The 26,416-nt window shown below is 59.3% G+C and carries 23 protein-coding genes; 8 read left to right on the forward strand and 15 right to left on the reverse strand.

What is annotated here, in order from left to right; translation table 11 throughout:
- Window positions 1–34: 34 nt before the first annotated feature.
- The gene (locus AC07TV_RS07835; protein ID WP_494647831.1) at window positions 35–1,039 is read right to left on the reverse strand and encodes a toll/interleukin-1 receptor domain-containing protein; all 1,005 of its coding nucleotides are present in this window, start codon (window positions 1,037–1,039) and stop codon (window positions 35–37) included.
- Between the two features lie 469 nt (window positions 1,040–1,508).
- Complete coding sequence (locus AC07TV_RS07840; RefSeq protein ID WP_494647832.1) at window positions 1,509–2,072, reverse strand: flavodoxin; 564 nt, start codon at window positions 2,070–2,072, stop codon at window positions 1,509–1,511.
- Between the two features lie 131 nt (window positions 2,073–2,203).
- On the opposite strand from AC07TV_RS07840, the gene AC07TV_RS07845 reads away from it, so the two are divergent.
- Window positions 2,204–2,458: a hypothetical protein gene (locus tag AC07TV_RS07845; RefSeq protein ID WP_494647833.1), complete on the forward strand. Its 255-nt coding sequence runs from the start codon at window positions 2,204–2,206 to the stop codon at window positions 2,456–2,458.
- A 136-nt stretch (window positions 2,459–2,594) separates the two neighbouring features.
- Here the strand turns inward: AC07TV_RS07845 and AC07TV_RS07850 are convergent, their stop codons facing one another.
- Window positions 2,595–3,332, reverse strand: a complete 738-nt coding sequence (locus tag AC07TV_RS07850) for a dinitrogenase iron-molybdenum cofactor biosynthesis protein (protein WP_494647834.1) — start codon at window positions 3,330–3,332, stop codon at window positions 2,595–2,597.
- 163 nt (window positions 3,333–3,495) lie between these two features.
- Here AC07TV_RS07850 and AC07TV_RS07855 point away from each other — a divergent pair, with 163 nt between their 5' ends.
- Window positions 3,496–5,142: a SagB/ThcOx family dehydrogenase gene (locus AC07TV_RS07855; RefSeq protein WP_494647835.1), complete on the forward strand. Its 1,647-nt coding sequence runs from the start codon at window positions 3,496–3,498 to the stop codon at window positions 5,140–5,142.
- Window positions 5,139–5,579 (forward strand): ankyrin repeat domain-containing protein, encoded by a 441-nt coding sequence (locus AC07TV_RS07860; protein ID WP_494647836.1) that lies wholly within the window; start codon window positions 5,139–5,141, stop codon window positions 5,577–5,579. The genes AC07TV_RS07855 and AC07TV_RS07860 overlap by 4 nt, the downstream gene beginning before the upstream one ends.
- A 91-nt stretch (window positions 5,580–5,670) precedes the next feature.
- Here AC07TV_RS07860 and AC07TV_RS07865 read toward each other — a convergent pair whose 3' ends face one another.
- The 4 genes from AC07TV_RS07865 to AC07TV_RS07880 all read right to left on the reverse strand — a co-directional run bounded on the left by AC07TV_RS07865 (window position 5,671) and on the right by AC07TV_RS07880 (window position 8,980).
- The gene (locus AC07TV_RS07865) at window positions 5,671–6,552 is read right to left on the reverse strand and encodes an HDOD domain-containing protein (protein WP_494647837.1); all 882 of its coding nucleotides are present in this window, start codon (window positions 6,550–6,552) and stop codon (window positions 5,671–5,673) included.
- Window positions 6,553–6,572: 20 nt separating this feature from the next.
- On the reverse strand, window positions 6,573–7,388 hold the full coding sequence (locus AC07TV_RS07870; RefSeq protein WP_494647838.1) for a response regulator transcription factor: 816 nt from the start codon (window positions 7,386–7,388) through the stop codon (window positions 6,573–6,575).
- Between the two features lie 399 nt (window positions 7,389–7,787).
- A complete protein-coding gene (locus AC07TV_RS07875; RefSeq protein WP_494647839.1) occupies window positions 7,788–8,714 on the reverse strand; it encodes a viperin family antiviral radical SAM protein in 927 nt (308 codons plus the stop codon).
- Window positions 8,705–8,980, reverse strand: a complete 276-nt coding sequence (locus AC07TV_RS07880; RefSeq protein WP_494647840.1) for a WG repeat-containing protein — start codon at window positions 8,978–8,980, stop codon at window positions 8,705–8,707. The genes AC07TV_RS07875 and AC07TV_RS07880 overlap by 10 nt, the downstream gene beginning before the upstream one ends.
- Here AC07TV_RS07880 and AC07TV_RS07885 point away from each other — a divergent pair.
- Together AC07TV_RS07885 and AC07TV_RS07890 are read left to right on the forward strand one after the other, a co-directional pair.
- Window positions 8,964–9,161 (forward strand): hypothetical protein, encoded by a 198-nt coding sequence (locus AC07TV_RS07885; protein ID WP_494647842.1) that lies wholly within the window; start codon window positions 8,964–8,966, stop codon window positions 9,159–9,161. The genes AC07TV_RS07880 and AC07TV_RS07885 overlap by 17 nt on opposite strands.
- Window positions 9,162–9,353: 192 nt before the next feature.
- Complete coding sequence (locus AC07TV_RS07890) at window positions 9,354–12,041, forward strand: hypothetical protein (RefSeq protein WP_494647843.1); 2,688 nt, start codon at window positions 9,354–9,356, stop codon at window positions 12,039–12,041.
- Window positions 12,042–12,128: 87 nt separating this feature from the next.
- Here AC07TV_RS07890 and AC07TV_RS07895 read toward each other — a convergent pair whose 3' ends face one another.
- Together AC07TV_RS07895 and cysD are read right to left on the reverse strand one after the other, a co-directional pair.
- A complete protein-coding gene (locus AC07TV_RS07895) occupies window positions 12,129–13,397 on the reverse strand; it encodes a sulfate adenylyltransferase subunit 1 (protein ID WP_494647844.1) in 1,269 nt (422 codons plus the stop codon).
- Entirely contained in the window at window positions 13,397–14,365 is a 969-nt protein-coding gene (gene cysD, locus AC07TV_RS07900) for a sulfate adenylyltransferase subunit CysD (RefSeq protein WP_494647845.1), read from the reverse strand. The genes AC07TV_RS07895 and cysD overlap by 1 nt, the downstream gene beginning before the upstream one ends.
- A 142-nt stretch (window positions 14,366–14,507) precedes the next feature.
- Between cysD and AC07TV_RS07905 the strand changes: the two genes are divergently transcribed.
- The gene (locus tag AC07TV_RS07905; RefSeq protein WP_494647846.1) at window positions 14,508–15,026 is read left to right on the forward strand and encodes a superoxide dismutase family protein; all 519 of its coding nucleotides are present in this window, start codon (window positions 14,508–14,510) and stop codon (window positions 15,024–15,026) included.
- Between the two features lie 340 nt (window positions 15,027–15,366).
- On the forward strand, window positions 15,367–15,699 hold the full coding sequence (locus AC07TV_RS07910; RefSeq protein WP_494647847.1) for a hypothetical protein: 333 nt from the start codon (window positions 15,367–15,369) through the stop codon (window positions 15,697–15,699).
- Window positions 15,700–15,858: 159 nt separating this feature from the next.
- Here AC07TV_RS07910 and AC07TV_RS07915 read toward each other — a convergent pair whose 3' ends face one another.
- On the reverse strand, window positions 15,859–17,130 hold the full coding sequence (locus tag AC07TV_RS07915) for an OmpA family protein (RefSeq protein ID WP_494647848.1): 1,272 nt from the start codon (window positions 17,128–17,130) through the stop codon (window positions 15,859–15,861).
- A complete protein-coding gene (locus tag AC07TV_RS07920; protein ID WP_494647849.1) occupies window positions 17,127–18,035 on the reverse strand; it encodes a toll/interleukin-1 receptor domain-containing protein in 909 nt (302 codons plus the stop codon). The genes AC07TV_RS07915 and AC07TV_RS07920 overlap by 4 nt, the downstream gene beginning before the upstream one ends.
- A gap of 586 nt (window positions 18,036–18,621) precedes the next feature.
- On the opposite strand from AC07TV_RS07920, the gene AC07TV_RS07925 reads away from it, so the two are divergent.
- A complete protein-coding gene (locus AC07TV_RS07925; RefSeq protein WP_494647850.1) occupies window positions 18,622–21,711 on the forward strand; it encodes an ATP-binding protein in 3,090 nt (1,029 codons plus the stop codon).
- 342 nt (window positions 21,712–22,053) lie between these two features.
- Here the strand turns inward: AC07TV_RS07925 and AC07TV_RS07930 are convergent, their stop codons facing one another.
- The 4 genes from AC07TV_RS07930 to AC07TV_RS07945 all read right to left on the reverse strand — a co-directional run bounded on the left by AC07TV_RS07930 (window position 22,054) and on the right by AC07TV_RS07945 (window position 26,399).
- Window positions 22,054–22,371 (reverse strand): hypothetical protein, encoded by a 318-nt coding sequence (locus AC07TV_RS07930; protein ID WP_494647851.1) that lies wholly within the window; start codon window positions 22,369–22,371, stop codon window positions 22,054–22,056.
- 106 nt (window positions 22,372–22,477) lie between these two features.
- Window positions 22,478–23,014: a J domain-containing protein gene (locus tag AC07TV_RS07935; RefSeq protein WP_494647852.1), complete on the reverse strand. Its 537-nt coding sequence runs from the start codon at window positions 23,012–23,014 to the stop codon at window positions 22,478–22,480.
- A 380-nt stretch (window positions 23,015–23,394) separates the two neighbouring features.
- Window positions 23,395–24,870 carry a c-type cytochrome gene (locus AC07TV_RS07940; protein ID WP_494647853.1) on the reverse strand — a complete coding sequence of 492 codons (1,476 nt, stop codon included), beginning with the start codon at window positions 24,868–24,870 and terminating at the stop codon, window positions 23,395–23,397.
- Window positions 24,871–24,881: 11 nt separating this feature from the next.
- Entirely contained in the window at window positions 24,882–26,399 is a 1,518-nt protein-coding gene (locus AC07TV_RS07945) for a c-type cytochrome (RefSeq protein WP_494647854.1), read from the reverse strand.
- Window positions 26,400–26,416: the final 17 nt, after the last annotated feature.

Consider the following 26,416-nt stretch of genomic DNA (forward strand, 5'->3'; position numbering starts at 1 on the left):
GGCCAGGCTGAAGTAGCGGTTAGACATCCGAGAACTACGCTGGCCGAATGACCTGTAGAAGTTCCTGAACTACGGCCTTGACACCACGGGAAGATGGTACTGCCAACCGATCTGCAAGCATTGGCGAGCGGCTACGGACTTCTTGAGCGGTAATGTCATGCCAGACGGGTAGAACAACCTTTGTGCCGTCCTCTTCCTTCGCCACAAGGCCATCAAGTTCTCGTTGAGGCCATTCTTTTGCCAGGAAAGCTCTGCTAATGACGACGATCCCATACTGCGACTTGGCGAGGCCCTTCTCGATGGAGCGTCTCAGCCCGTCTCCCACCCTGAGTGTCGCCTCGTCATACCAGACTGTGAGTCCGCTCTGACGCAATGCATCTACTAACGGTCGGACGAATGACTCCTTGTCTTCTGAGGCATGGGAGACGAATACGTCCCAGGTTTGAGTCTCGTTCGAATACGCAGGGGGAGTCGTTCCTGTCACCGCCTTGCTTGTTGGCGGTCCAACGTTCTGGGTGGGGCTGCCCAGTCTTTGGACCTCAGGGATTCCGAGCAGGGCGGAAAGGCTATCGTGTTTCGTCAGGCGGGATCGGCGATCAGCGATCGGGGCGGCGATCTGACTTCGGAGCTGCGACCCGTAGCCCTCCAAGTCTCGTGCTTGACTGTTGAGGAAGAACTCGATGTTGTTGAGCTGGCGATCCAGTGCTGCCTTGATTTGATCAAGAGGCTCGTCGGAAGGTTGCTTGAAAGCCAAATCGAGGTAGCCGCCGTCGCCTCCTGGGTTGAGGTGAATAGTTCCCCTCGGGTCAGAGTATTGAAAGGAGCTTGGCTGCAGGTGCCACAGTTCTTTGTCCCCCGTGAACGGAACCGAGACAACCACCTTTATTCCTGGAATCAGTATTGGCCTTCCTTCGTCGAAGATGTCTCGCCTCGGATCGCCGCGCACATCGATCTGTATTTCCTCTCGCACCATTCTTGCCCCAGCGCGATTCAATACTAATGGAACGATCTTCAGTTCTTCCGCAAGTTCATCGATCATTTCGGCGTCGGGCCTAGCTCGGATGACGCTTTCAGAAATGAGCTGAACTCGCTTAACAATACTTGCGGAATGCGCACGTAACGCGTCCGACAAGCGCGCGCGAGCGAAGAGGGAGGTCTGATCGGAGTTTGTGCGCATGCCGCAAGTGTAAGTTTCTGAGGACTAAGGGTTAATCAGATGCAGAGCCGTTCTGTTTATATTTACTCGTTCGAACAACATTGAAGCGCTCATAAGCATTCTAAATGACATTGAGATTATCCGGTGCCGATCTCCTTATCAATCAAGAATCATCCGTACTTAGCCAATGTCCGGTGTAGAGGCGTTTTTTGAAGAGCTGCATGTAGCCGACCTCTGTCCGATGAAATATTTATTGTCTCTGCCCCGAGCAGGTCACGAGCAGGTCAGACACCAGATATTCTCTGACCATCGTCCACGCCAAACGATGGTCAGCTCGGGTGACATTCCGCGTTCAAGCTTCCGCCGTCACCTTTTCCAGCAGCAGCGGTTTGACTTGGGCCAGCCAGGTGGTGATGCGCTCGTCGGTGAACATGCCTTGCGTGCGCTGGTCGATGAGCAGGCCGATGAAACGGCCATCGACTTCGGCGGCGGAGTGTTCGTAGGTGTAGCCGTCGGTCGGCCAGTCGCCGACGATTTCGGCGCCCCAGCCCTTGAATTTTTCGACCAGTGCGAACAGCGAGCTGCAGAAGCGGTCAGCGTAGCGTTCCTGGGCGCCGAGGCCGAAGAAGGCGATGCGCTTGCCGGTGAAGTCCACATTGGCCGGGAGCAGGGCAAGGAATTCTTCCCAGTTCGGCTCGAAGCAGCCTGACGATGCGCCCTTGCCGGGGATTTCGCCGATGCCGTAGCTCGGCGTGCCGAGGATCAGCGCGTCGTATTTGAGCATGTCGTCGGGCGTGATGCGGTTGACGTTGACCGGCTTGTCGCAGACGTCGTCGCCGAGCTGTTTCTGCATTTTCTTGGCGATCAGGCGCGTGGTGCCGGTTTCGGTGCCAAAAAACATTCCGATTTTATTCATGGTTTTTCCTGGATGGGGTTTGAAAGTTGAAAGGTGCGGACTTGGCACGGCCGTTGCGAAGGTGGGTGAAAGCAGGCTGCCGTCGTCGACTTTGCGACAGGGCAGCAGACCCAACCCCAACGGAGTTCGCCATGAGTGCCACCACCATTGATTGCAAGGGACAGATCGTCAGCATGGGCGACAAGGTCCGCGTTCTCGAAGTCAGCGTCGATCCCGATCTCGATGAGGACGATCTGGAGATGTTCCGGGACATGGTCGGCGCTATCTGCGACATCGAGCGCATCGATGGCGAAGGCGCTGCCTGGGTGGCGCTGTGGTGGAACGGCGACGAGGGGACCATCCTGACGCAGGTTGGCCTGGCGCCGCGGCAGATGGAGCGGGTTTGAGGGGCGTTCAAGTTCTTTTGCTGGTCACCCAAACCCCACCCCAGCCCTCCCCTTGTCAGGGGAGGGAGCTTGATTGCCCGCGGTTTGCGCAGTGCTCCTCCCCTGAGAAGGGGAGGCCGGGAGGGGTTTGGGTGGATCATTCGTCGATTTCCGCCGCGCTGTAGTTCTTCAGCCGCTTTTCGGCCGAGACGCCGAGAATCTTGAGCAGCCAGGGCGGCGGCGATTCGACCATGGCCACCTGGAAGGGCTGGAGGATGTCGAGCGCCGGCCCGCCATCGGGAATCTTGATCGGGTAGATGTCGGCGCGGATGACCTTTGCAGCGGCCGGGCCGCCAATCGAGACGACGTAGCAGACGTGACAATCGCCGATCAGCTTGGCGCGCCAGAGGTTCTTGTCCTCGGAAAACTCGGCGTCCATGGTGTCGCGGATATCGACCAGGCGGATTTCGGTCGGCGACACCTGATAGACAAGGAAGCGCAGGCAGGAGCCGAAGTGGCCGGAGAGCAGGTCACCCTTGTCGGAAGCGATGGCGATGCGCACCGAGCCGGGCATTTCGCCGTCTTCATAAGACTCGATCTTCGGTAGCGAATCGTCGCCCTGCGTTTCGCCCCACAGGATGCGCACGGCCAGTTTCATCGACTCGAGGCCGATGCCGATATCCTCGCCATCCTCCTCGCCGTCGGCGCTGGCAAAGCCGGTCTTGAGCATGGTGACTGTCGTCTGGCGCAGCTTTTCCTCGTCGATCTCCTCGCCGAGCCGGCGTTGCAACAATTGGATCAGCGCCGGCAGGCTGGCGTTGGGCATGGCCCGCGACGCCAGCGCGATGCGTAGCGCGGCTTCGCGGGTGACCGGCGGTTTTCTGGCTTCTTCCATGACATTCTCCGTTTTTGATTGGGGTTGGGATTTAAATTTAGGTTTGCTTTTTCCAATTCCCTTGCAGAGATGGTGCCAGCCAGTGAAACTGGGCTAACTGCCTGATTTCACGCGGGCATGGGGCTTGCTGAAGTCCACCCAACGCCAAGGAAAACCCATCATCGTGTCGGATACCTCACAAGAAGTCGTACGCGCCTACCACGCGCGGACCAAGCATCGTTTCGAAGCCTATGCCGAAGGCCCCGGCCAACTGGACTGGGACGCCCAGCCGGCCGCCTTCCGCCACTATCCGGGCGCGCCGGTTAGCGAATTGCCGCTGGCGGCGGACAGTTTCGAGCGTTGCTACGGTCAACTGGAAAAAAAGCCCAAAAATGAAATCGCGCCGGACCTCGCCAGCCTCGGCGCACTACTCGAACTGTCGTTCGGGCTGTCGGCATGGAAGACCTGGGGACCGAGCCGCTGGGCGCTGCGCTGCAACCCGTCGTCCGGCAACCTGCACCCGGTCGAAGCCTGGGTGCTGAGCGCCGGCCTGCCCGGTGTCGGCGCCGGCCTGCAGCACTACGACCCGGAGCAACACGCCCTCGAAGGCCGTGCCCTGACTGCGCCGGCAGAGGGCGAGGCATGGCTGGCCATCGGCCTGAGCAGCGTCATGTGGCGCGAAGCGTGGAAGTACGGCGAACGCGCCTTCCGCTACTGCCAGCTCGACATCGGCCACGCCGTCGGCGCCCTGGCCTACGCTGCCGCGCTGCTTGGCTGGGAAGTCGTGCCGCTCGGCGCCACCGCCGAAGCGCTGAAGCATTGCCTCGGGCTGGATCGGCCGGACGACTTTCCGCCCTCGCGCTACGCTTTCACGGAAACGGAAGAGCCGGAAATCCTGCTCGCCGTCCGCGCGCCTGGCCTGGGCACGCCGCCATCGGCCGAAGCACTCGCCGCCTGGCTCGATACCGCCGCCTGGCAAGGCAAACCAACGCGCATCGACCCGTCACCCGGTTACCGCTGGCCGGCCATCGATCAGGTCGCCGCGGCCAGCCGCGAGGCGAGAAGCGCGCCGGAAGCCATCGATTTCGCACCGCTGCCGCCGCTCGTTCTGCATCCGACAACAACCGGCGCCGCCCAGATCATCCGCCAGCGCCGCAGCGGCCAGCGTTTCGATCCGCACTACGCCCTTCTGCGGCCTGCCTTCTACCGCATGCTCGACGCCGTACTGCCCCGGCCGCAATTGCCGTGGTTGGCCCAGACCACGCCGCCGCGCATCCACCTGCTGCTCTTCGTCCTGCGCGTCGACGGTTTGCCCAGCGGCCTCTACCTGCTGCCGCGCACGCCTGCCGCCGTCATCGAATTGCCCGCCGCGCTACTGCCCACTGACGAACGCTTCGCCGCCCGGCGTCCGGTCGCCGAATTCGACCCCGAATGCCCGCCGCACCTCGGCCTGATCCAGCTCGCCGAAATGGGCCTGCAGGAAATGCAGCGCCTGGCCCGCTCGCTGTCCTGCCACCAGGACATCGCCTCGACCAGCGCCTTCTCGCTCGGCATGCTCGGCGAATTCGAGGTGGCCACCGCTACCGGCCACGGCTACCGCGACCTGCTGCGCGAAGCCGGGCTGGTCGGCCAGGTGCTCTACCTTGAAGCCGAAGCCGCCGAAGTGCGCGGCACCGGCATTGGCTGCTTCTTCGACGATCCGGTGCATCAGCTTGTCGGCCTGAGCGGCCCGCGCTACCAGAGCGTCTATCACTTCACGGTCGGCACGCCGATCACCGACGCACGTATCGAAACCGGCCCGCCTTACCCCCAACGACAAGAGAAACCATGACCCCCGAACTTTCAGCCTTCCTCACCGAACACGGCTTTCAGCCCGACAACATCAACGCCCCGCAAGCCGACGGCCGCTTCACGCCGCTCATGCGCGCCGCCAAACTCGGCCGGCTCGACATCGTCGACGAACTGCTGGCCCTCGACGTCGATCTCAATGCCCTCAATGCCGACGGCTGTAACGCCCTGTGGCTGGCCTGCTACAACGGCAGCCATGAACTCATCGAGCGCCTGATCGCCGCCGGCGTCAATATCGACCAGCAAAACGGCAACGGCGCCAGCGCCCTGATGTACGTCTCGTCGAACAGCAAGCCCGACCTCGTCAAACTGCTGCTGGAAAAGGGCGCCAACCCGAAACTCAGGAATTTCGACGACTCGACGGCGCTCGATCTGGCCGCCTCGCTGGCGTGCCTGAAACTGCTGCGCAAGGCCGCCTGAGGGCTGGTACTTCTGGACAGAAGGGCTGGGAGGCGAATCAGTGTCGGCCAGCCAACCCACCCCTGGAAGGAGGGGGCGCTACGGCACTATCCTAAGAGGCCAGCGGATCGCCTTCCGCTTCGGCCTGGCGGGCCGCCTGGACCTGCTCGTCAGGGGCGCCGATGCGCTCGAGCAAATTGCTGTGGCCGATGTGCAGCAAGGTTTCGATGGCCCGATAGTCGTCCGGCAAGGCGGGGTCGTTCCAGCCATTGGCTGAGTGTCGGGCGAGATCGACGGCGAGCTTGACGTTCCTGACGTTGGCTGTTTCCGCATCGGCCGGATTGAGCAGCGAACAAAGCAGTGACGGCAGCCCCCAGTGGGCAATCAGTTCAACGGCGATTTCGTCGAGCGAGGCGCCGAAGACTTCTAGCTGAATCTGGCTGCTCCGCCGTCCCGGCTCGCTGGCCAGCCGCTCCTTGGCGCGGATGGCGAGGTTCGGGGCGAAGCACCACATGAGGATTTCGACCAGATCGTGAAGCAGTGCCGCCAAGGCGATTTCGTCGAAGCTGACGTTTTGCCGCTGCAGGGCCCAGTCGCGGGCCCATTGCGATGCAACACGGGAGCGGGCGATGACCTTGAGCAGGCCGAGCATGGCCTTCGGGTAGCCTTTCATTTGCTGCTCGACGATCGGCGGGCTCTGGATGCTGTTGTAAAAATTCTCCGTACCGATCATCACCAGCGAACGCTCGATGGTCGTGATGTCGGCCGACTGGCTTTTGGTTCGACGCGCCTGCATGGTTTGAAACAGGCGCACGGTCATCAGCGGGTCATGGGCGATGATCGTCGCCAGCTTGCGGGTGTTTATCGTCTCGGCTGTGGCCCGCAACTCGTCGAGCTGGTGCGCAGTGTGGCGAAGGACCGGGACCTCGATGGTCTTGAAGTGATCGACCCAGGGGCCGACGCCCGAGAAGGGAAAATCGATCATCAAGGTCATGGCAGTAAACCTTTCATCGCTCAGGCGTTGAACAGCTGTTTCAGAAAATTCTCGACATAGGCCGGGCGAACCGGCTTGACGACATAGCCGCGAGCGCCGAGTCCGGCCGCTTGCTGGACGATGGTGCGCGAGGTGTCGCCGGTGACCATGACGACGGAAGTATTCGGGCTGGCCTCGACAATTCTGGGCAGGGCATCGAGGCCGCCGAGGATGGGCATGTTGACGTCGAGAAACAGCACCGAGGGTTGGTAGGTCGTCGCCACCCGGATGGCTTCTTCGCCGTTTACTGCCTGACCGACGACCTGCAGGCCCAGTTCGGTGAGCAGACCTTTGAGCAGCAGGCGGATCGAACTGTTGTCGTCGGCAATGACGGCTGTCGGTCGTTTGCCAGGGGTTTTGGCAGGAATCGCCTGGACTGGCTGAGCTGCCGGCGATTTGGCGGCAACTTCCGGCTCGATTTCGGGCGAAGCGCGGCGGCGGGTTTCGCAAACCTGTTGCAACTCGTCGATCACCTGTTTCTGGCCAAACGGCTTGCGCAGAAAGCCGGCCGCGCCGGCATCGGCGGCCTGGCTCTCGATGCCCGGACCTTCCGTCGCGGTGATGAACAGCACATCGATTTCCGGATGGTACGAGTTGATTTCGCGCAGGATGTCGAGGCCATCGCGACCCGGCAACTGGTAGTCGAGGCAGATGATCTGCGGCGACAACGTGCGCACGGCATCCATGACGCCGTTGCCATCTTCAAGCGCACCCACTACCTCGTAGCCCTGGCTCGACAGCAGGGTGGTCAGCAGGTCTCGCATCGAGGCATTGTCATCAACAATCAGAACGCGCATTCAGAACTTCCCAACAGTTTCCATGAATCGAGGTTTGGTGTGATTCGGTCATATCGCTTGCGACGCTTATGTTAGCCGCGAAATGGGGAGATTGGACAGGCAGAAATCAAAACGCCTCCAGGTCGGAGGCGTTTTCGATTTTGGCTGTTTTTTCCGGTTGACCGTGGGAAGCCTTACAGAATCATCCGGGCGATGCACTACGCTACAGCCCGACAGCATGTCGAATATCCCGTCTGAAATTCAGGAAAGCCCTTCGATCACTCGGCGTGCTCGGTACGCTGAGGGTTACTTTTCCCGCCGGCGAGCGTAATCGGCCGTGTTTGCCGCCCCAGCGAAATGACCAGCCTTGGCGAACAAGCTGTCTGACCAACTGATCGATTTCCTTCGCAGAGCAATATCTCATGCGAAGTTCTCGCTCGGTTTTGAGTGGTACCTGGACTGGAATTTCTCCGCCTGCCAGCAAATTTCCCGAAATGCCGTTTCGGCGCCCACCGCCAGGATTTCCTTGCTGTAGCGATAGCCGTTTCCATTCAGGGCGTTCTGAAAGAAGCGGCCATGCGGATCGATCATGATGTATGACTCGATCATGTCGTTGTTGTCTTCCGCCGCCATGATTCCGCCAAGCTGCTGGTGACGGCCAACAAATTCGGCAAACTCGTGGTCGGCAATGGACAGGTCGCTGGTGATCGTCGGCAACATGCGCAGTACTTTCCATTTGTCCGGTGCCAGTTGCCGAATCGCTTGGCTCATGTCCTCCGTGAAATTAAGCGAATTGACCACGGTGTTGAGCTTCATGCGCAAGTCGGGATTCAGGCGTCGTCCTGACTCAACGATGGCAGCCAGATTGCTCAGGGAGAGAACCCGCTCATGTTTGTCAGCCCGTCCGATTTCCCGGTTGGTCGAAGCCATCGCCGAATCGAGGCTCAGACCAAGGACTGAAAGCTGCGGTGCCAGTTCCGCCATTAACGGCTGAGTCAGGCGGCTGCCATTGGTGATCAGCGAAACCTTGAAGCCGAGATTCCGTGCCAACGCGACGACACCGACAACTTCCCGGCTATACAAAAGAGGCTCGCCGCCCGCCAGGCTAAGACGCACCGAATCCCATTGCATGCCTAGGCGAGCCTGGTTAGGCTGGTTGTCCGGCGAAAAATGGCGAGCAATTTCCGTCAGCATCGCGGCACTGCGTTCCGGCGAATGAATCAGCTCCTTACCCGCACCCGCCTGCCATTTTGAATAGCAGTAGCGACAGCGGTAATTGCAAGCCTCGGTCATGTGCCAGTTGATGACCAATTCGCTGGATGGGGCGTTGCAGAAAGTCACAGCCATTCCCCGCGCTTGTTGATAAAGCCCCATTTGCCATTTTGGCGAACCGCAGCCTTGCCACCCTGAAACTCACGGGCATCCTCGAATCTCGGCTGGATAACCCAATCCTGTCGTTCATTGACGAATCCCCAGCGTCCGCCTTGCGTCTGAACGGGGGCGAGCCCTTCGCTGTAGGAGCGGGCGTTGCGGTATTTGGGGCCGGGACTTCCGCAGGCGCTGAGAGTGAGTAGCGACAGGGTGAGCAGGGCGGTGATGAGTTTTTTGAACATGGGTTGGAGCTTTCTGGCGATGGTGTTGGGTACGGGCGCGCCGACAGGAGCGCCCGTGGTCAGGGTTGCTTACTTCTTGGGCGGGTTGTTATCGCGACCGCCGCCGGATTTTTCGCCGGTTTTGCTGGGCCAGTTCGGGGTGTTGTTGCTCATGGTTTTTCTCCAGATAGAAGCCCTCTGATATATCCATGTCCGGAGTTGAGGAATATTCCGAACTGGATCGAATGCGGTGTTGCATTCGATGGAGTGGAGTGTGAGGTGAAGAAAAACGCACTGCAATGCATGATGCATTGGTGCTGCATCGGTGCAGTGGCGATGCTGGTTGTGTTCGATTCAGGTTACAGTTCTCGTCGTCGCAAAACGGAGAATCTCGATGTCAGGCACGGTGCGTTCAGCAAAGAAATATTCAGAGTTCAAATCGAACAATCACTTGGCTAGAGAGTTGATGGAGTCCTATCCTGGGCTGGAGTGGGGGAAGGATTTCCGTTCCTTAGGAAACAAAATTGGTGAGCTGGACAAAGGCAAAGTTACTTGGTGGTTGAACAACTCCGAGAAAGCCAAATGTTTGGCCAAGTTACTTGAGGTCTCACTCGAAGACCTTGGCTTGCATGGAAAGGCACAGAAAGGAGTATTTGGATTTCAGGAATTTCCCGAATTTCCCCCGCTCGATTTGAAGCGTGAGGAGTCTTGGGGGCTAGCAGAAGAGGTGCTTGATCCAGCACAGGTGGCGCCTGGTTATGTTGGAAAGTTCAGTCTCGATCGGTGGTTTAGCAAAGCACTAATTGGTAATTGGTATCCGCCGCATGAAATGGACTGGTTGTGTATTTCAGATGAATTGCATCGCCAACTCTTATCGAGAATGCTGGAAGCAACGGCGCGTCACGAGGTGATTTTTGTCGATTCCTTGGCTGATGCGGCAGTTCGGCTCGCTAATCCGAAGCCGCTGATTGTTTCCGTGAGCCACGATGGGGGAGATCAGGATTTGCTGGCTTTGGCCGGTCGACCACAAGACGCGGGTCTCTTGGTTATTGCCCCCTTTGCTTCGACTCAAAGGGAGGAGACCAGTTCAGAGGAGCGGTGGGGTAGCTGGGAGAGTAGAACCACCCGAGGATTACAAGGACGAAGGTTCGATCTGATGGGTAGAGGCCTGGGGCGCTGGACCTTCAAGAAAATTCCGGATTGGCGCGAGCAATTACTGGCGTGGGTCGAGGTTCGCTTGAATCGTGCAGGTGGCGATACCTTCTTTAGTGCGCAAGCAGTCGGTGATTGGCTGAAACGCTTTGATCCGTTAGCAGTATGGTTTTGCACAACTTCCGATGTCATGCAACTCTGCAGGCTGGCACATCTCGACTCGGAAAAGCGCTTGCCCGATCCAAGTGATTCCAATGCCGGCAGTCGCTTGGTCCAATTGCTGTTCGCGCGCGAATCTTCGTCGCGTGTTTTTCGGATCAAGCAGTTGGCGAATGCCCGTTGGCAACGAAGTGATGTGCCTTGGCAGGGGAGTCTGCCGCTCGATACTTGGTCGGCTATCTCGGTTACGGAGGCCGCCCCGGTTTCCAGGTCTGCGTTAGACGAGATTGTTTCCGGGGCAACCGTTGGTGAGCGAAAAAAGGCGGCAGATCGCGTGGCGCACATGCTGGAGGCCGGCGACCCTGAAGTGCTGTTGAGCAGCGGATTGCTTACCGAGAGCAGGCAGGGGCTTTTCGACTTTCAGCACCCGACTTTTGCTGGGCTGCTAATTCGTGATCGCTTGATGGAGGAAGTTGCTACGGAGTCGCCGGCCGAATGGGCAATGAATTGCTTTGATCCTGACCGACGTTTACTTGTCGATGCTGCATTGGATGCAGTTTCAATGGGGTGTCTCGTCAATGCGGCAGAGAGATTGGCGGCCGAGCCAGAAAATTCTGCCAAGGTAATTGCTGCCTCCGAGGCGATATTCATGGCAATCGGTAGGCGGATTGCGAATGAGGAAACTATTCCTCCCGCCTTGTATTTCATAGGGAAGCTGGTTATTCAGCGACTTGATACGTCAGACGATTGGTGTTTGGCTGAGCCGTGGTCTCGTTCCGTAACGTCGGTCGACGAACAGTTGGCTTGGGTGGGGGCTTGCTGGTCGTGGAGTTTGCTTCCTGATGCGGCTGTAAAAGTTGGCTCGTCCTGGCTTTTTCCCGGTTGGGCCAATGAGTTCTCTGAAACCCCGTATTGGCTAACGGGATTTGTTCCCCATCAAGAGGAAGAACACGCATCTCCTGCATTAAGGCGCTTTCTTGAGGTTGCTTATCAATGGACAAAGGAACTGGATGCTCCGATTGAGAATGGCCCGGCAATGCTCCTTCTTCCCTTCCTGGGTAAGGCAGCGCAGGGTGTGTTATCTCCTGAAAGTGTTTGGTGGAAGGCTTTGATTGGCCTGAAATGGGCTGAGAGCTTGCTGCTTGAGTCCTTCGAGACATCTGGAGAGGAGGCCGCACGTCGTTTGTGGCCATCGTTTCTCGCCGCAGAGCGAGAGGTGCTGTCAGAGAAGAAGGCAGAAGATAAGTACAATTTTCCCCATATGAGTTTTAGATCTTCCCCCATTCGTTTCTGGTTGCTTCGGCAGTTGAAACCGACTGAGATATTGATGGGTTTAAGTGAAGCCGACCGTATTTATCTCGGCCATACCCCGGAATCATTGCCGCCAGAGGTTCGAGCGCCGCTGTTGCAATCCTTGGTTGATTGCGCTGAGGTATTTCCATCTTTTGAGCGATTTGGCTTTCATGCTGCGCCGGCACTGGAGGCGTATTTGGCACATGAGATCTTGGGGTTTGCTGCGGCTCAGTGTTTGTGGCGCTGGAATGCCGAGCGGGCGGCAAGTCTGCTTGTCCAAGGGGCGAGTATTTCGTTGGCGGTGCGGAAAACCTTGTTTTGGCAGTGCCCTGAGCAATATTTTTCGAAAGCTATTGAAGCGCTATCGGTTGCGCCTGCACTGTGTAATGCAGAGGAGCGAAAACAGTGGGTCAGAAAACACCTGCCTAGTTCGGGCCTATTTGCAGCGAATTTGCTTGCGCTGTTGGATGTTGAGTGACATCAACGCGGTGCCTAAACGAAAACGCCTCCGGGGTGGAGGCGTTTTCAATTTTGGCCGTTTTTTCCGGTTGACCGTGGGAATCGCCTACAGAATCATCCCGGCGCCGACCGTGTTGTTGTTGCTCTCATCGATGATGATGAAAGCCCCGGTCCCACGATTTTCCAGGTAAGGATCGGCGAACAGCGGCTGGGCCAGCTTGAAGGTGACTTGCGCGATGTCGTTCATCGCCAGCTTTTCGGCCGGGACTTTTTCCAGCGTGTTCACATCGAGGCGGTGATCGATGGCGGCCAGTTTGGCTTTCGAGTCGCGCGTCGTGTGGCGGATAAGGTAGGTGCGGGCGCGGTCCATGGGGGCTTCGGCCATCCAGCAGACGGTGGCTTCGATCTGCTTTACTGCCGCCGGCACTTCGCTCGATTTGACGATCATGTCGCCGCGCGAGGTGTCGATTTCATCGGCGAGCAACAGGGTGATGGATTGTTCGCAGAAGGCTTCGCCGATATCAACGCCGCCGATTTGCACGGCTTTGACGGTCGATTCGCGGCCGGAGGGCAGGACGGTGACTGCGTCGCCGACCTTGATCGAGCCGGCTTCGACGCGGCCCATGAAACCGCGGTAGTCGTGCAGCTCAGGGTTGGCAGAATCCTGCGGACGGCAGACGTACTGGACCGGGAAGCGGAACTTCTCGGTGTGTTCGGTGTGCGCAGCCGGGGCGGCTTCGAGCATTTCGAGCAGGGTCGGGCCTTCGTACCAGTTCAGGTTGTCGCCACGGTCCACGATCATGTCGCCGTTGAGCGCCGAGAGCGGGATGAAGCGGATGTCTTCGATGCCGACCTTGGCCGCAAATTCAAGGTATTCGCCCTTGATGCGCTCGTAGGTTTCCTGCGAGTAATCGGCGAGGTCCATCTTGTTGATGGCGACGATCAGGTGTGGGATGCCAACCAGCGAAGCCAGCTTGGAATGGCGGCGGGTTTGCGTCAGGACGCCCTTGCGCGCATCGATCAGGATGATGGCGAGGTTGGCGGTGGACGCGGCGGTGACCATGTTGCGGGTGTACTGCTCGTGGCCCGGCGCATCGGCGATGATGTACTTGCGCGTGCCGGTGGAGAAGTAGCGGTAGGCGACGTCGATGGTGATGCCTTGTTCGCGCTCGGCTTGCAGGCCGTCGGTGAGCAGCGACAGGTCAACCGCGCCCATGCCGCGCTTTTCCGAGGTCTTGGCGATGGCCGACAGCGTGTCGGCGAGGATGGTTTTGGTGTCGAACAGCAGGCGCCCGATCAGGGTGCTCTTGCCGTCATCGACGCTGCCGCAGGTCAGGAAGCGCAGCAGGCCGTGGTCTTCAACTTGGGCGGTCATCAGAAGTAACCCTCTTTCTTGCGTTGTTCCATGGAGGCGTCGCTGGTCTGGTCGTCCAGACGGGTAGCGCCGCGCTCGGTGATGGTGGTGGTGGCGGTTTCGAAAACGATCTTGCTGACGTTGTCGGCATCGGATTCAACCGGAGCCGTGCAGGAAATGTCGCCGACGGTGCGGAAACGGACCTGCAGGTCGATGATTTCTTCACCCGGCTTGGACGGATTGGCGACGCCGCCACCGACCAGCGGCACGTTGACCGGCACGATGGCGCCCTGGCGCATGGCGACCGGGCGGGTGTGGGCGAAGTAGATCGACGGCAGTTCCAGGCCTTCGCGCTCGATGTATTGCCAGACGTCCATTTCCGTCCAGTTCGAGATCGGGAAGGCGCGGATGTTCTCGCCCTTGTGGCTGCGGGCGTTGTACAGGCTCCACAGTTCCGGGCGCTGGTTCTTCGGGTCCCACTGGCCGAACTCGTCGCGGAAACTGAAGATGCGTTCCTTGGCGCGGGCCTTTTCCTCATCGCGACGGGCGCCGCCGATGCAGGCGTCGAAGCCGAATTCCTCGATGGCTTCGAGCAGCGTCACCGACTGGTGCTTGTTGCGCGATTCTCCTTCATGCTTCAAAACGACGGTGCCGCGGGCCATCGAGTCTTCAACCGAACGGACGATCAGGCGCTCGCCGAGTTCGGCCGCGCGCTTGTCGCGGAAGGCGACGACTTCCTGGTAGTTGTGGCCGGTGTCGATGTGCATCAGCGGGAAGGGGAACTTGCCGGGGCGGAAGGCCTTTTCAGCCAGACGCAGCATGCAGATCGAGTCCTTGCCGCCGGAAAACAGCAGCACCGGGTTGGAACACTGGCCGGCCACTTCGCGCATGATGTGGATGGCTTCGGCTTCGAGCCAGTCGAGGTGAGAGAGGGTGGAACGTTGGGTCATTGCTTGGGTAATCCGCGTGGATTGTCGAATGAGCGCCATTGTAGCAAGCCCTTAATATTGTTTTAAGAACAAGTGCGCATCTTGTTATTTCAAATTGTTATAAAGGTGGGCGAATTTTGACGGAACATCCGTTTTGCATATTGGTCAGACAGCATTGCTCGCTTTCGTTCAGGAGAAAACCATGCCGCTCCGTCCCGCTATCGCCTTGAGTGCCCTGTCCCTCGTCTTGCTGGGCGGCTGTGCCAGCTCCATGTCCAGTCCTTCGGCCAGCGCCGAGTTGCTCGCCCGTTCGAGCAGCATGGTCAGCGGTACGGTCAGCTTTTCCGAAACGGCGGGTCGTTTGCGCATTGAAGCCACGGTGGCCGGGCTGACGCCGGGCGAGCATGGTTTCCATGTTCACGAGGCGGGCGATTGCAGCGCACCGGACGCCAGCAGCGCCAAGGGCCATTTCAATCCGGGCGCCAAAGGGCACGGTCACTTCACCAGCGAAGAGCATCACGGCGGCGACTTGCCCAACCTGATCGCCAACGCGCAGGGCGAAGCCAGATATGCAGCGGATCTTCGCGGCCTGACCCTGAGCGGCCCAACCGGCGTGGTCGGGCGCAGTATCGTGATCCATGCCGATCCGGACGATTACAAGTCGCAGCCGGCCGGCAATTCGGGCAAGCGGATCGCCTGCGGGGTGATCGCCGCGCGCTGACGGATGCTGAAAATTTCAAATTTGGCAAAAATTTCCGGTTGACCGTAATGACCGGATACGGGCAGCGGATCGGCCGGTAATGTGTGGTTTGGGCTTGCTTTCGCATCGCGGCCAGTGCCGGGCGTTGAGGGCGTGTTCACAGTGACCAGCGCTGCCCGCTGCTTGCTGAGTACGCGCTAATGGCTGCGAAATGTGTCGAAAATACTTACACGGCTAAAATTGCCAACATCGTTTTCCGTTGTGCTTGTGGGCTTTCCAGACGCAGGCATCAAGTTTGCTGAGTATTCAGAACCGGCTTTGTAGCAGTCGAGGATGTTTGTGAACTGGAGGCGAGAAGTAGATGAAGGAAGCAGAAAACCCGGGCGATAAAATTCTCACAATCCTGCTCGAAGCCCTGACCACGATTTCATATCTTCGAGGGAAGGACGAGCGGGCGGCCAGCATCGCCGAATATGCCCTGGATCAATACGAAAAGGCCTTGCGCTGTGCAGGGCGTGCGGAGGGCGCTGGCGAGCTGCCATATTTGCCTGGTCTGTGTCCGGACCAGCGCAATCATCATGCTCTCCGGCGCAGCAACGACAGACGATCCATCAACTACGGCCCGCCCGCGGGGCAGGCGGACCAAAGGCTCGGTGCGGAGCGCCGAAGGAATTCGGATCGCCGCAGCCAGTAGCCAACATACTGTTGAACAAGGCGGCATCAACAAAAAGCCGGCCGGCACCAAGGGAAAACGCATCGCCTGCGGCGTGATCGCTGCGCGCTGGGCGTCCCCGGCATTTCAATTTTGGCCAAAATTTCCGGTTGACCGTGGCAACCGTTGCCTGGCGGATCGTCAGCACCCAATCACCTTGAACTCCACCCGCCGATCCAGCGCATCGCTGGCATCGTCGCGGCCGGTGCCGACCATCGTTTGCCGCGAGCCGACACCGTTGGCGATCATCCGTTTGGCCAGCTTCGGCGATGCTCCTTCCAGGCGCGCCTTGACGAATTCAGCCCGCAACAGCGACAGCCGTTCGTTCAAGGGTTCGGGGCCGGTCGGGCTGGTGTGGCCGGTTACTTCCAGGCAACTGCCGACGCCCGATGTGCGCTGGGCGATTGTCTTCAGCCAGACGGGATACGGGCCGCTGAGCTTGGGATCGGTGACAAAAGCCGTCGAGCCGGGCCGGAAGAGGAATTTGACGGCCAGGCGGCGATGCTCAAGGCCGTAATCGACGATCTTCCCGAATGCCGCTGCCGCCTGCTGCCGGTGCCCCAGTTTCCAGTGGGCGAGGTAGATGCCGTTATGGACGCGAAACTGGTTGCCGGCCGGCGTCGCCAGGGCGTTGCCGTAGAGTTCCAGCGCATCCTGATAGTGGCCGGCATCGTAGGCATCGATGGCTTCGGCGACCAGCGCGGCGGCGATGATGCGGTCGAGGTAAAGCGGGTTGATCGGGTCGCCGGCCTTTGTGCCCTGGCAGGTCTTGATGTAGCCCTCGGTCGCGGGGTCTTCCGACCAGGCCGGGGCATCGCGGAAGAAGGCCAGCGGCGTCGGATCGACGCCATCCGGCAAGGCAAAAGCCAGGCCCTTGCTGACCAGCTTGCCGCTGCGCAGATCGGCCAGCGCCAGGCAAATCCGGTAAGCCTCGCGCGGCCCGGCCGTCTTGCGTTCGGCGTTGACGCCCGTGAAAGTGCCGATCAGCACGAGCGGGCTCTTGGCCACGTTGGCGGCCGAAAATGCCTTCACGTCAAACTGCGGATACTGCTCGCGCATCATGTTGGTCAGGCGGACACCCATCGCCTGCGTGGCCACCGATTGCGCCCCGGTCATGCCGTCGATCAGCGGGTCGATCACCACCGCGTACTTGGCCTGCGCAGGCATGCCCTCGGCCGGCAACTTGGCATTCTTGAACAAGGCCGTGGCCGCGCTCAACACGGCCTTGTCGTAGGCCTGGGTTGGCGGCGGGGAGGCGGGTGGGGTGGAAGAAGATGGCTGGGTACTGGTGGCCGGGGCGGCCGGCGATGCTGGTTTCTCGCGCAGGCTGTCGCAGCCCGTGGCGAGCAGGGCGACGCATAGCGCCGTTATGGAGACCGTAACGGCGCCCGTTTTACGGAAAATGGTGGTCATTGCTGACACTCCTTCTGGAATACGGCCTGCGCCTCGTAGGACAGTGATTCGCCCAATTGAACGCGCGAGAGAAGATCGGCGCAGCGTGCCCTGATCGCCGGCGCCCGCGTGGTTTTGACTTTCTCGTCGAGCGGCCGCGCGGCCGGCTTTTGTGCCAGTTTTTCGGTCAGGATCGGCGCATCTGCGGTCACTGATACCCCTGCTGGCTTCTTCGGGGCCAAGGCATCGGCCACTGGCGCCGGCTTCGGCACCACCAAGCCGGGGCGCGTTTCCGGCTGCTCCGGCTGGCGCGCCTGCGGCGGAACCGCGGTCGGCTCCCGTCCGGACAAAGCCAGGTAGCCGGCCCCGGCCAACACCAGCGCGCCGGCAACAGCGACGCTCGCTAAGTTGTTTTTCCACCAAACCGGCGGCTTGGTATTGATGCGGGTCAGATCGGCCGGGTCATAGGCCGGGCCAGCCTCTCCGGGCTTCGCAGCGATTGGCTTCAACGGCCGTGCCGGTGCCGCGCCAACGGGCTTGCCCAGCAGGTTTTCAAGATCGCCGAGCAGCATGCGCAGGCCATCGAAATCCGGCGAGCCATCCCAGCCCGTCAGATCGGCCGCCTGAATCTCGCGGAAACCGGCCGGCGGGCGAACGGCTTCAATCATCACCGGCACCAGCTTGCCCAGTCGCCGCCCCTCGCTGGCCTCCTCGTACACCCACTCGCTTTCGATCGACTTGGCCGACCACAAGACCACCATGCAGCGCATGTCCTCCAGCGCATGCTCAAGCACGCTGCGCCAGGTTTCACCGGCCGGAATCCGCCGATCCCACCAGACGCTCCAGCCGGCCGAACCTAGCACCTCGGCAACCCGCCGTGCCGTCTCCCGGTCGCGCTCGGTGTAGCTCAGAAAAATATCGGTCATTTCCTCCCCCGCTGAGGCCAGAAAAGCCGGAAAGGCCATCGATCCGCCAGCCCTCTTCAGTCGGCAGGCAGTGCGTTCGACGCCAGAAAACCGGCCAACCTCTGCTAGTCGACCGCGGAAAGAATATTCCGTTCAATTAAAGCGGGGGGAAGGCGTTGGGGGGAGTGTTTGTTTAAGAGCACTGCGAAGTTAGAAATGCAGAAGGGCTTTCTGAACGTCTCTGAATCGGCCTAACCGGCCATTGGCCTAATTCTCGGTGGCGGTCGGAAAACTGGCAGTAAGCAGCCCTTCAACGGCAATGAGGCTTGAACGGCAACTTCCTATCTTGGCGAACGCGAACTGCCGATCCGCTGCGGACCGTCGCAATCTTGGTTGTCGAACGACAGGTTTCTGGCTGGAGCCGCCGTTCCGAGCGCTGGCTGAAAGCGAGCTATTCGTTCTGAGCGGTAGATGATGAAACGCCCCAGATCGGTCAGCAGTCTGGCATTATTATTCTGTCTTCGTGGCATGCGTTGCAGCGACCGGAAGCATTCAACTCCGGCGAATAGTTACCCCCGACCGGCACGCACGGCACCTTTGGATTCTGATGGCATTCGGTGTCAATCCGGCTTGCATTTTGCTGCGATTGGAGACGATACTGGCAACAAAAGATACCGCTTTACTGAAGCGAAAAGTATGGGCTATTCGCCATAGGAGCTTCACCATTCCCCGCCTCAATCAACATCACCCTTCGTCAGTATTCGCCTCTGAATGGCTGAGCAAGATTGGACTTTTGACCCTGTTGGTCTGGGTCGGTATCTCTGCTAGCGCGCATGCTGCGCCGCGAGAAGTGCGTGTCGGCGTCTATAGTAATTTGCCAAAGCTTGGGCTAAGCGTAGATCGCCAACCGACCGGAATTTTTGGGGACCTCCTTCTCGAGATTGCCAAACGAGAAGAATGGCAGGTACAGACCACACCTTGCGAGTGGCAGCAATGCCTGAATGCATTAAAAGCCGGCCAAATCGACCTGTTACCGGATGTTGCTTATTCGGATCGCCGCGATCAAGAATTGGATTTCCATACCCTACCGGCGCTACATAGCTGGTCGACCCTCTATGTCCCTCACGGAACCAGCCTGGAGTCGGTACTTGGGCTTCAGAACAAAAAAATTGTTGTCCTCGAGAAGTCCATTCAAGAGGACTACCTTCGACAGACGCTTCGAGATTTCGGTATTTCCTGCGAGTTCGTTCTTGTCAGATCTTACGACGAGGGATTCGCGCTGGTTGCCTCCGGCAAGGCTGATGCGGTATCGGCTAACCAGTATTACGGTGACAGCAACGCTACCCGTTACCGTTTGTCTCCCTCAAGCATCATGTTTCAGCCTGCTCGCCTTTTCTTTGCCACAGCAGAGGGGCGAAACGCAGACCTGCTGGTTGCCATCGATGCCCACCTGAAATCTTGGCAGTCGGCATTCGACTCCCCCTATTTCGCTGTCCGAAAGTCGTGGGTGGCGGAGCCGCCAGTATCCGTACTTCCATGGTGGGGAGCATGGGCGCTGGGTGGGTTGGTAGCCGTTATTCTGATTACCATCCTTATCGCCCGGGCACTTCGTGTTCAGGTCATCAAGCAAACTGCGCAACTGCAAGATGACCTTGTTCGCATACGTGAGACCGATGCCGCATTGCGCGAGAGCGAACATCGCTATCGGATGTTGGCAGAGCGTTCACCGTTGGCAATTCAGGTGTTCGCGCCCGACGGCTCCGTGCTGCGGGTGAATGCTGCTTGGGAACAACTTTGGCACGCCTCCTTCGACGACCTAAAGCACTACAACGTACTGCAAGACCAGCTGCTTGAAACACTCGGCATTCTGCCGTTGTTGAAGCGGGTGTTTGCGGGTGAAACCCTCGTGCTTCCCGAGCATTCGTATGAGCGGATCGCAGGCGGTACGGCGGTCCAATCCAAAAAGATATGGCTCAGGGTGCATTGCTATCCTGTGTACGGCGATGCAGGGCAACTCGTCGAGATTGTAGCAATTCAGGAAGACATTTCCGCTCGTAAGGAGACGGAGGCGGCCCTGCAGGAAACCGCACATCGTTTAGATTTGGCTACCGAAGCGGCCGGTATCGGTATCTGGGACATGAATATCGAAACCGGCGACGCTTACCATTCCCACCAAATGACTGCGATGCTTGGGTATTCAGAAGGGGAGTTGGGTACACACTGGGATGACTGGGCATCCATTGTCCATCCAGATGATACGGCAAACGTAAAACAGCAAATTGCGGCCTTAGCCGCGACGCCTGATAGGCCCTATTGTGTGATGTTACGTGTTCGGGCGAAGGATGGCAGCGAACACTGGATCGAAAGTCGGGGCCGAGTTATCGAGCATTGCGACGGAAAGGTCGTCCGTATGGCTGGAACGCATCTCGACATTACTGCACGTAAGCAGGTCGATGCCGAACTCCAGCAGTACCGAGAACACCTGGAAGAAGTGGTGGTGCAGCGAACTATTGATCTGGAAGCTGCTAAAGCAGCGGCGGAGGCTGCCAGCCAAGCTAAAAGTACCTTTCTCGCCAACATGAGCCATGAGCTGAGAACCCCCATGAACGGCGTTATGGGCATGATCGACATGGCCAGAAGACGAATGGCGGATGTCAAAGGGCTGGAGTTCCTCGACAAAGCAAAACTCTCAGCAGAGCGCCTACTGGGTGTCCTCAACGATATCCTTGACCTCTCAAAAATTGAAGCTGATCGGCTTGTGCTAGAGAACGTCCCGTTCCGACTTGCCGACAGCGTGGGCAATGTTATTGGCTTTCTGGAGAACAATGCATCGCAAAAGGGTTTGAGGCTGACCACGGATGTGCCGGCTGATTTATTCAATCTTACGCTCTGTGGCGATTCGCTGCGCCTAGGACAAATCCTCATCAACCTCATCAGCAACGCCATCAAATTCAGTGAGCACGGCGAAATCGTCTTGCGCGCCAAATTGGTTGCAGAAACTATCGAAGTCCTGAAAATCCGCTTCGAAATTGTTGATACTGGACTTGGTATCGACGTGGAAGCACAAACACGGCTGTTTCAATCCTTCGAGCAGGCCGACAGCAGCATGACGCGCAGGTATGGCGGCACTGGGTTGGGCTTGGCGATCTGCAAACGGCTGGTTCAACTCATGGGCGGCGATATTGGCGTAGAGAGTGTGCTAGGGCGTGGTAGCACCTTCTGGTTCATCGTTCCATTCCAAAAGCGCGATTTCGCTTCTATCCCGCCAGCAAAAGTAGTTTCCATGCTCTCCGCTGAGCAACGTCTTAAAGCCAATTATGCGGGTAAGCATATCCTTCTTGCCGAAGACGAGCCGATTACACAGGAAGTATCACGTTGCCTGCTTGAAGACGTGGGACTGAAGGTCGACATAGCTGAGGATGGTTTACAGGCGCTCGCATTAGCCAAACAAACCGCCTATGCCCTCATCCTGATGGATATGCAGATGCCGAACATGAATGGCGTTGACGCTACTCAAGCCATTCGGGCGGATTCGTTGAACGTCGCCACCCCCATCCTAGCGATGACGGCCAACGCTTTTGAGGAGGATCGCCAAGTCTGCCGTGAGGCTGGAATGAACGATCATATTGCCAAGCCAGTTGATCCTGGCAAGCTGTATGAGACTTTGTTGGCTTGGTTGGATATTCGTGGCAATTGAACGACGGCTCCTTCTCAGTCATGTGTCATCGCATATCTTACTGATCGTCTGTCCACAGCACGTTGTGGTCCTGCTGTAGCCAGAAGTGAAAAGCTGTCATTGACTTCGGCTTACGACTGAACGGCCGGTGACAGACGAATTGCTGACGGACAAAACTCCGGATGCCAACGACCGCAAAGGCCGATTCTCCGACATGGCGCCGCCTTTCATTGAGAACTGGCAGCAGCAAATGCCTTACTCACGACTTGATCTCGGAGTTTTGATTTCACCGAAAAGAAAGACTCCGGTTGTCTTTCCGATTGCCCGGCGCGCATTCGGTTGGATGGCCCCGTTGGAACCAAATCACTTTGATCTGTGGTACTCCGAAACCAGGACTTTTGCCTTGAGTAGCATGATGTCTTTGAGCATGCGTATTTTTCGCCCATGTTCCTGATGCGCCAGGTCGTAGATTTGTTTTTTCAGCGTTTCATCGCAGCTTTCAGGAAAACTCAAGGACCATTGCGTGAAATAGGCGTCATAGCCATTGATTGTCTTGATCAGCTCGAACCTGAGTTTTTCCCGGGTTTTCGGCGGGATGGGTGCCAGTATTTCTTCAATGTCGGCATCGTAGTCATGGTTTCGTTGATTGTTCGCAATGGGAAATTCGATGATCTGACTCATGGGGGCATTCACCTGTTCGTTGATTCAAGAAAAAGGCCTCTGGGTATCTTCCCGGCATGGCAATTGATCTGTAGCGCTATCCGCTCCAATTCGCGTCTGCCTGCGGTCACGAAATCGTTTCGAGCAGGACGGTGCGCGCTTTGGTGATGCGGACGAACTGTTCATGACTTCCCCCGACGTCGGGATGGGCTTTCTGGGCGAGGCGTCTGTAGGCGGTGTTGACCTGGCGTCGTTCGAGCTTTCCGCTGGCCGGCAGGTTCAGTGCCTCGCGATGTTCGCGTTCGTCCACGGGTTGGCGCTTGCTGTGGTGTCTGCCTTGCCGGCCGAAGAAGCGGGCAAATTCCTCGTTCATTCGCTCCTGGGCGGCACGGCGCAGGTGGATTGATTCCCGCTTCAAGGCCGCCTGGTCGTCTTGCCAGCGCTGGCGTGACATGACGATACATGCCGCAAAGCTGATTCGGCCGCGGGTCTCGAGTTCGTCGAAATCGAATGGCCCGACCATGTCGAAGGGTTCTTCCAGCCATGCCTTGCGGCCTTCGGGGCCGACCTCGACCCGGCCGAGCGTGGCCGTGGTGACCACGCCGAGCCCACCGTTCCAGATGACCCATTCGTCGTCACCTGCAGCGGAGTAGGTGTCATGCATACCTTGCCTCCCGGGCGTGAGGGGCGCGGTATCGACAGGGCCGCGGGCGCCGGTTGTCCGGCGCGGGGCGCGAGGTGGCAAGGGATGTGGCTTGAATTGAGGGGAACACGACAAGAATCGCCCGTTTGAACGCTGTTACCAACGGGAATGCAAATAGCGCACCAAGAATTGCTGTGCCGTCAGTCAGAGAGCAACGACAAAACGTGCGGGGCTAACTTGCGAAGGGCTTTACGGCGCCAGGCAGCGCTTGGGAAATTTCAATTTTGGGCAAAATTTCCGGTTGACCGTGGGAGGCGAACCGGATGGGTTGCCAAAGGCGTCGGGGCTCGGGGTGATTCAAACCCCTCCCTTGTCGGGGGAGGGGGCCGATTGGGCGCGGGTTACAGGGTTTTCAAATACTCGACAAGGGCGTCCTTTTCGCTGGCCGACAGGCCGGTGCCGAACTCGTGGCCCTGGTTGCCGCTGCCCTTGCTGGCGGTGTCGAACTTGGTGCCGACGCGTTGGGCTTCCGGCGTGGCGGTGATGAAGCCGACGTTCTTCTGGTCATAAACGTCGTAGCCGCGCCAGAAAGCCTTGGGGCGTTTGGTGGCTGGTTCGAGCAGGTCGCGCAGGGTCGGCACCGAGCCGTTGTGCAGGTAGGGGGCGCGTAGCCAGAGGCCGTCGAGGAAGGGGATGTGGTAGCCAGGCAAATCCTCCTCGACCAGGCCTTTCCGTTCGAGGCCCATTTCCTTGACGACCTGGTTGGCCTTGATCGCGGCGCCCTTATTCCAGGTGTCGAGGCGGCCGCGGTCGGTGCCGACATCGGCCAGCGGCAGCGATGTGCCGGTTTTGTCGCTGGCGTGGCAGGCGGCGCAATGGGTGGCGAACAGCGCTTTGCCGTTGCTCGCCCGGGCTTGGTCGATGGGGAAGGGGTAGCTCGGTGGCTGGAGTTCGGAGAGATAGGCTTTGAGCCACTCGACCTGCTCCATGAAGCGGGCGTTGTTCTTGGGCGGGGCACCGAGCACGCCGAGCGCCGAATCGATGACTACCGAATGGACGTCGTGGGTGTCGGCAGCGTAATTTGGGCGGCTGCCCTTGGCCGGGTCGTATTTCTTGAGGTTCCACACGGCCGGCATGTCGGCCGGGCCGAAGTAGTCGTCCATCGGCGCCTTGATCATGAAATACCGGGTCAGGTTCATGCCGTCGTCGCGGCCGCGGCCCCATTCCGGAAAGTCCGGGCGATAGAGCCAGGCGAATTGCGCCTCGCGTTCGAGCAGGCGCTTTTTGGTGATCGGGATGATCAGGAAGCGGTAGAGCAGCTGGTCGATCCAGTCGAGGTGCGTGACGCGGTTGATCTCGGCCATCAGGATGTCGGCGTTGAAGCGCGGGTCCTTGGCGCAGTCGATGAGCAGCCGGAAGAAGGCCTGAACATTGGTGGTGTGGCCCGAGCCGCCGACGACGAAGACCGGGTTGCTGTCCGGCGATACGCGGTAGCTCGTGGTGTGGCAGACGGCGCAGTTGTTGGCGACGCGGGCGAAGCCGATGGTTTTCTGGGTGAAGCCGACCGGCAGTTCGCGGCCCATCTCCCACGGCACGCCGAGCGCCGCGTAACCGCCGGGGACGACCTTGCCGTCTTCCTTGAACTTCTCGGGAAAGACCCGGGGCAGCACGTAGAAAATCCAGTACGGGATGCCGGAATCCTGCTCGGCGCCGATTGAGCCGTATTTGAAGCGCATGTCCGGCGTGGCGGTCACCCAGTCCGGTTGCGGGTATTCGCGAAAGCCCCGGTCATAGCCGATCATGGCGCCGATGACGGCGAGGGTGGCGAGGCCGAGGGCGGCGTATTTGAGCCAGGTTTTGCAGGCGCAGTTGCTCATGATGGTGCCTCTCAGAATGTCTTGAGGAACTCGACCAGCGCGGCCTTTTCGCCGTCGCTCAGTTCGGTTCCGTAGGCCTTGCCCTCGTGGCCGCCGTTGCCGTTGCCGGGCACGGTGGTGTCGAGGCGGAAGAATTTCTTGCCGCCGGCTTCGGTGACGTTCGAGACGAAACCGACTTTCACCGGGTCATAGACGTCGTTGCCGCGGTAGAAGGCTTTCGGCCGTTTGGCGGCCGGTTCGAGCAGGTCGCGCAGGCTGGGCACCGAGCCGTTGTGCAGGTAAGGCGCGCGCAGCCACAGGCCGTCGAGCGGCATGTTGGCGTAGCCGTGGGTTTTCTGGAAATGTGTGAAGCGCCACGGGTAGTCGGCGTAGAGCGTGGCCTGGTTCACGGCCAGCGTGTAGGTGTAGGAATCAAGGCGGCGGCGGTCGGTGCCGATTTTGGCCAGCGGCTCGATGGTGCCGACGTATTCGCCGCTGAAGTCGCTGCCCGAGGCGCCGTGGCAGGCGGCGCAGTATTTCTGGTAGATCGGCGCGCCCTGGGCGGCCATGCCACGGTCAACCGGGAAAAAGTCCGAAAATTGAAGTGGCTCGGCCTCCCTGATCCACGCTTCGACGCGCTTGATGCGCTGGATGTCGATGGTCGGCGGCGTCGTGCCGGTGCCGAAAGCGGCGCTCTTGTTGCGCTCCTCGACCGTCGTGTTGTTGCCGTCCCAGTGCAACTGCATTTCCTTCGGCTCCATGCGCTGACGTTGCCGCCAGATCGACGGGAAGTCGGCCGGGGCATCGAATTCCTTCGGGTCGAGCAAATGCATGGGCCAGTTGAAAATGACCTTGGCCGAATTGAAGGTATCGACCCGGCCCGGCCCCCATTCGTGCTGCTTGAACACCCAGTCGAAACGCCCGGCCAGCGCCAGCACCCGGTCGCGCATGATGGCGATGGCGATGGGGTAGACCAGATAGTGGTCGAGCAGGTCGAGGTTGGCGCCCTGGCGCTCGATTTCCGGCAGGATGTATTCCTTCGAGAACTTCGGATCGGCGGCGCAGCGGAAGAAGAATTCCTCGAATGCCTTCATGTTGAAGGTCGCCGCCGGCATGCCGAGGACGATGGTGGCCGGCTGGTCGGCCGCAGTGCGCACAGTGCTGACGTGGCAGACGGCGCAATTGACGAAGACGCGGTCGACGCCCTGATAGCGGCGCTGCGAGGTACCGACCGGGAGGTCGCGGTCGCTGCCGTCGGGATTCTTTTCATAGACCATGCCGAGCGACTGGTAGCCCTTGCCCGGCAGGTATTGCGGGCAGACCTCGGGCAGCGCCTTCCAGATCCAGTACGGGAAGCCCATCTCATGCTCGCCGCCGGTCGAGCCATATTTGAAATGCTCGGTCGGGTTGGCGTAATCGACCGGAATGTCCTCGGTGAAACGCTTGAGGAAGAGCAGGCCGATGAAGCCGGGGATGATGACGGTGATGACCAGAAGAATCAGGAAGCGGCGCTTCCAGGGGCTGGGGGTTTGTTTTAGCTCTTCGTTCATGGTGCTCCCCTTGGTTT

It is taken from the genome of Azonexus sp. GW821-FHT04F04 (genome assembly GCF_059420025.1).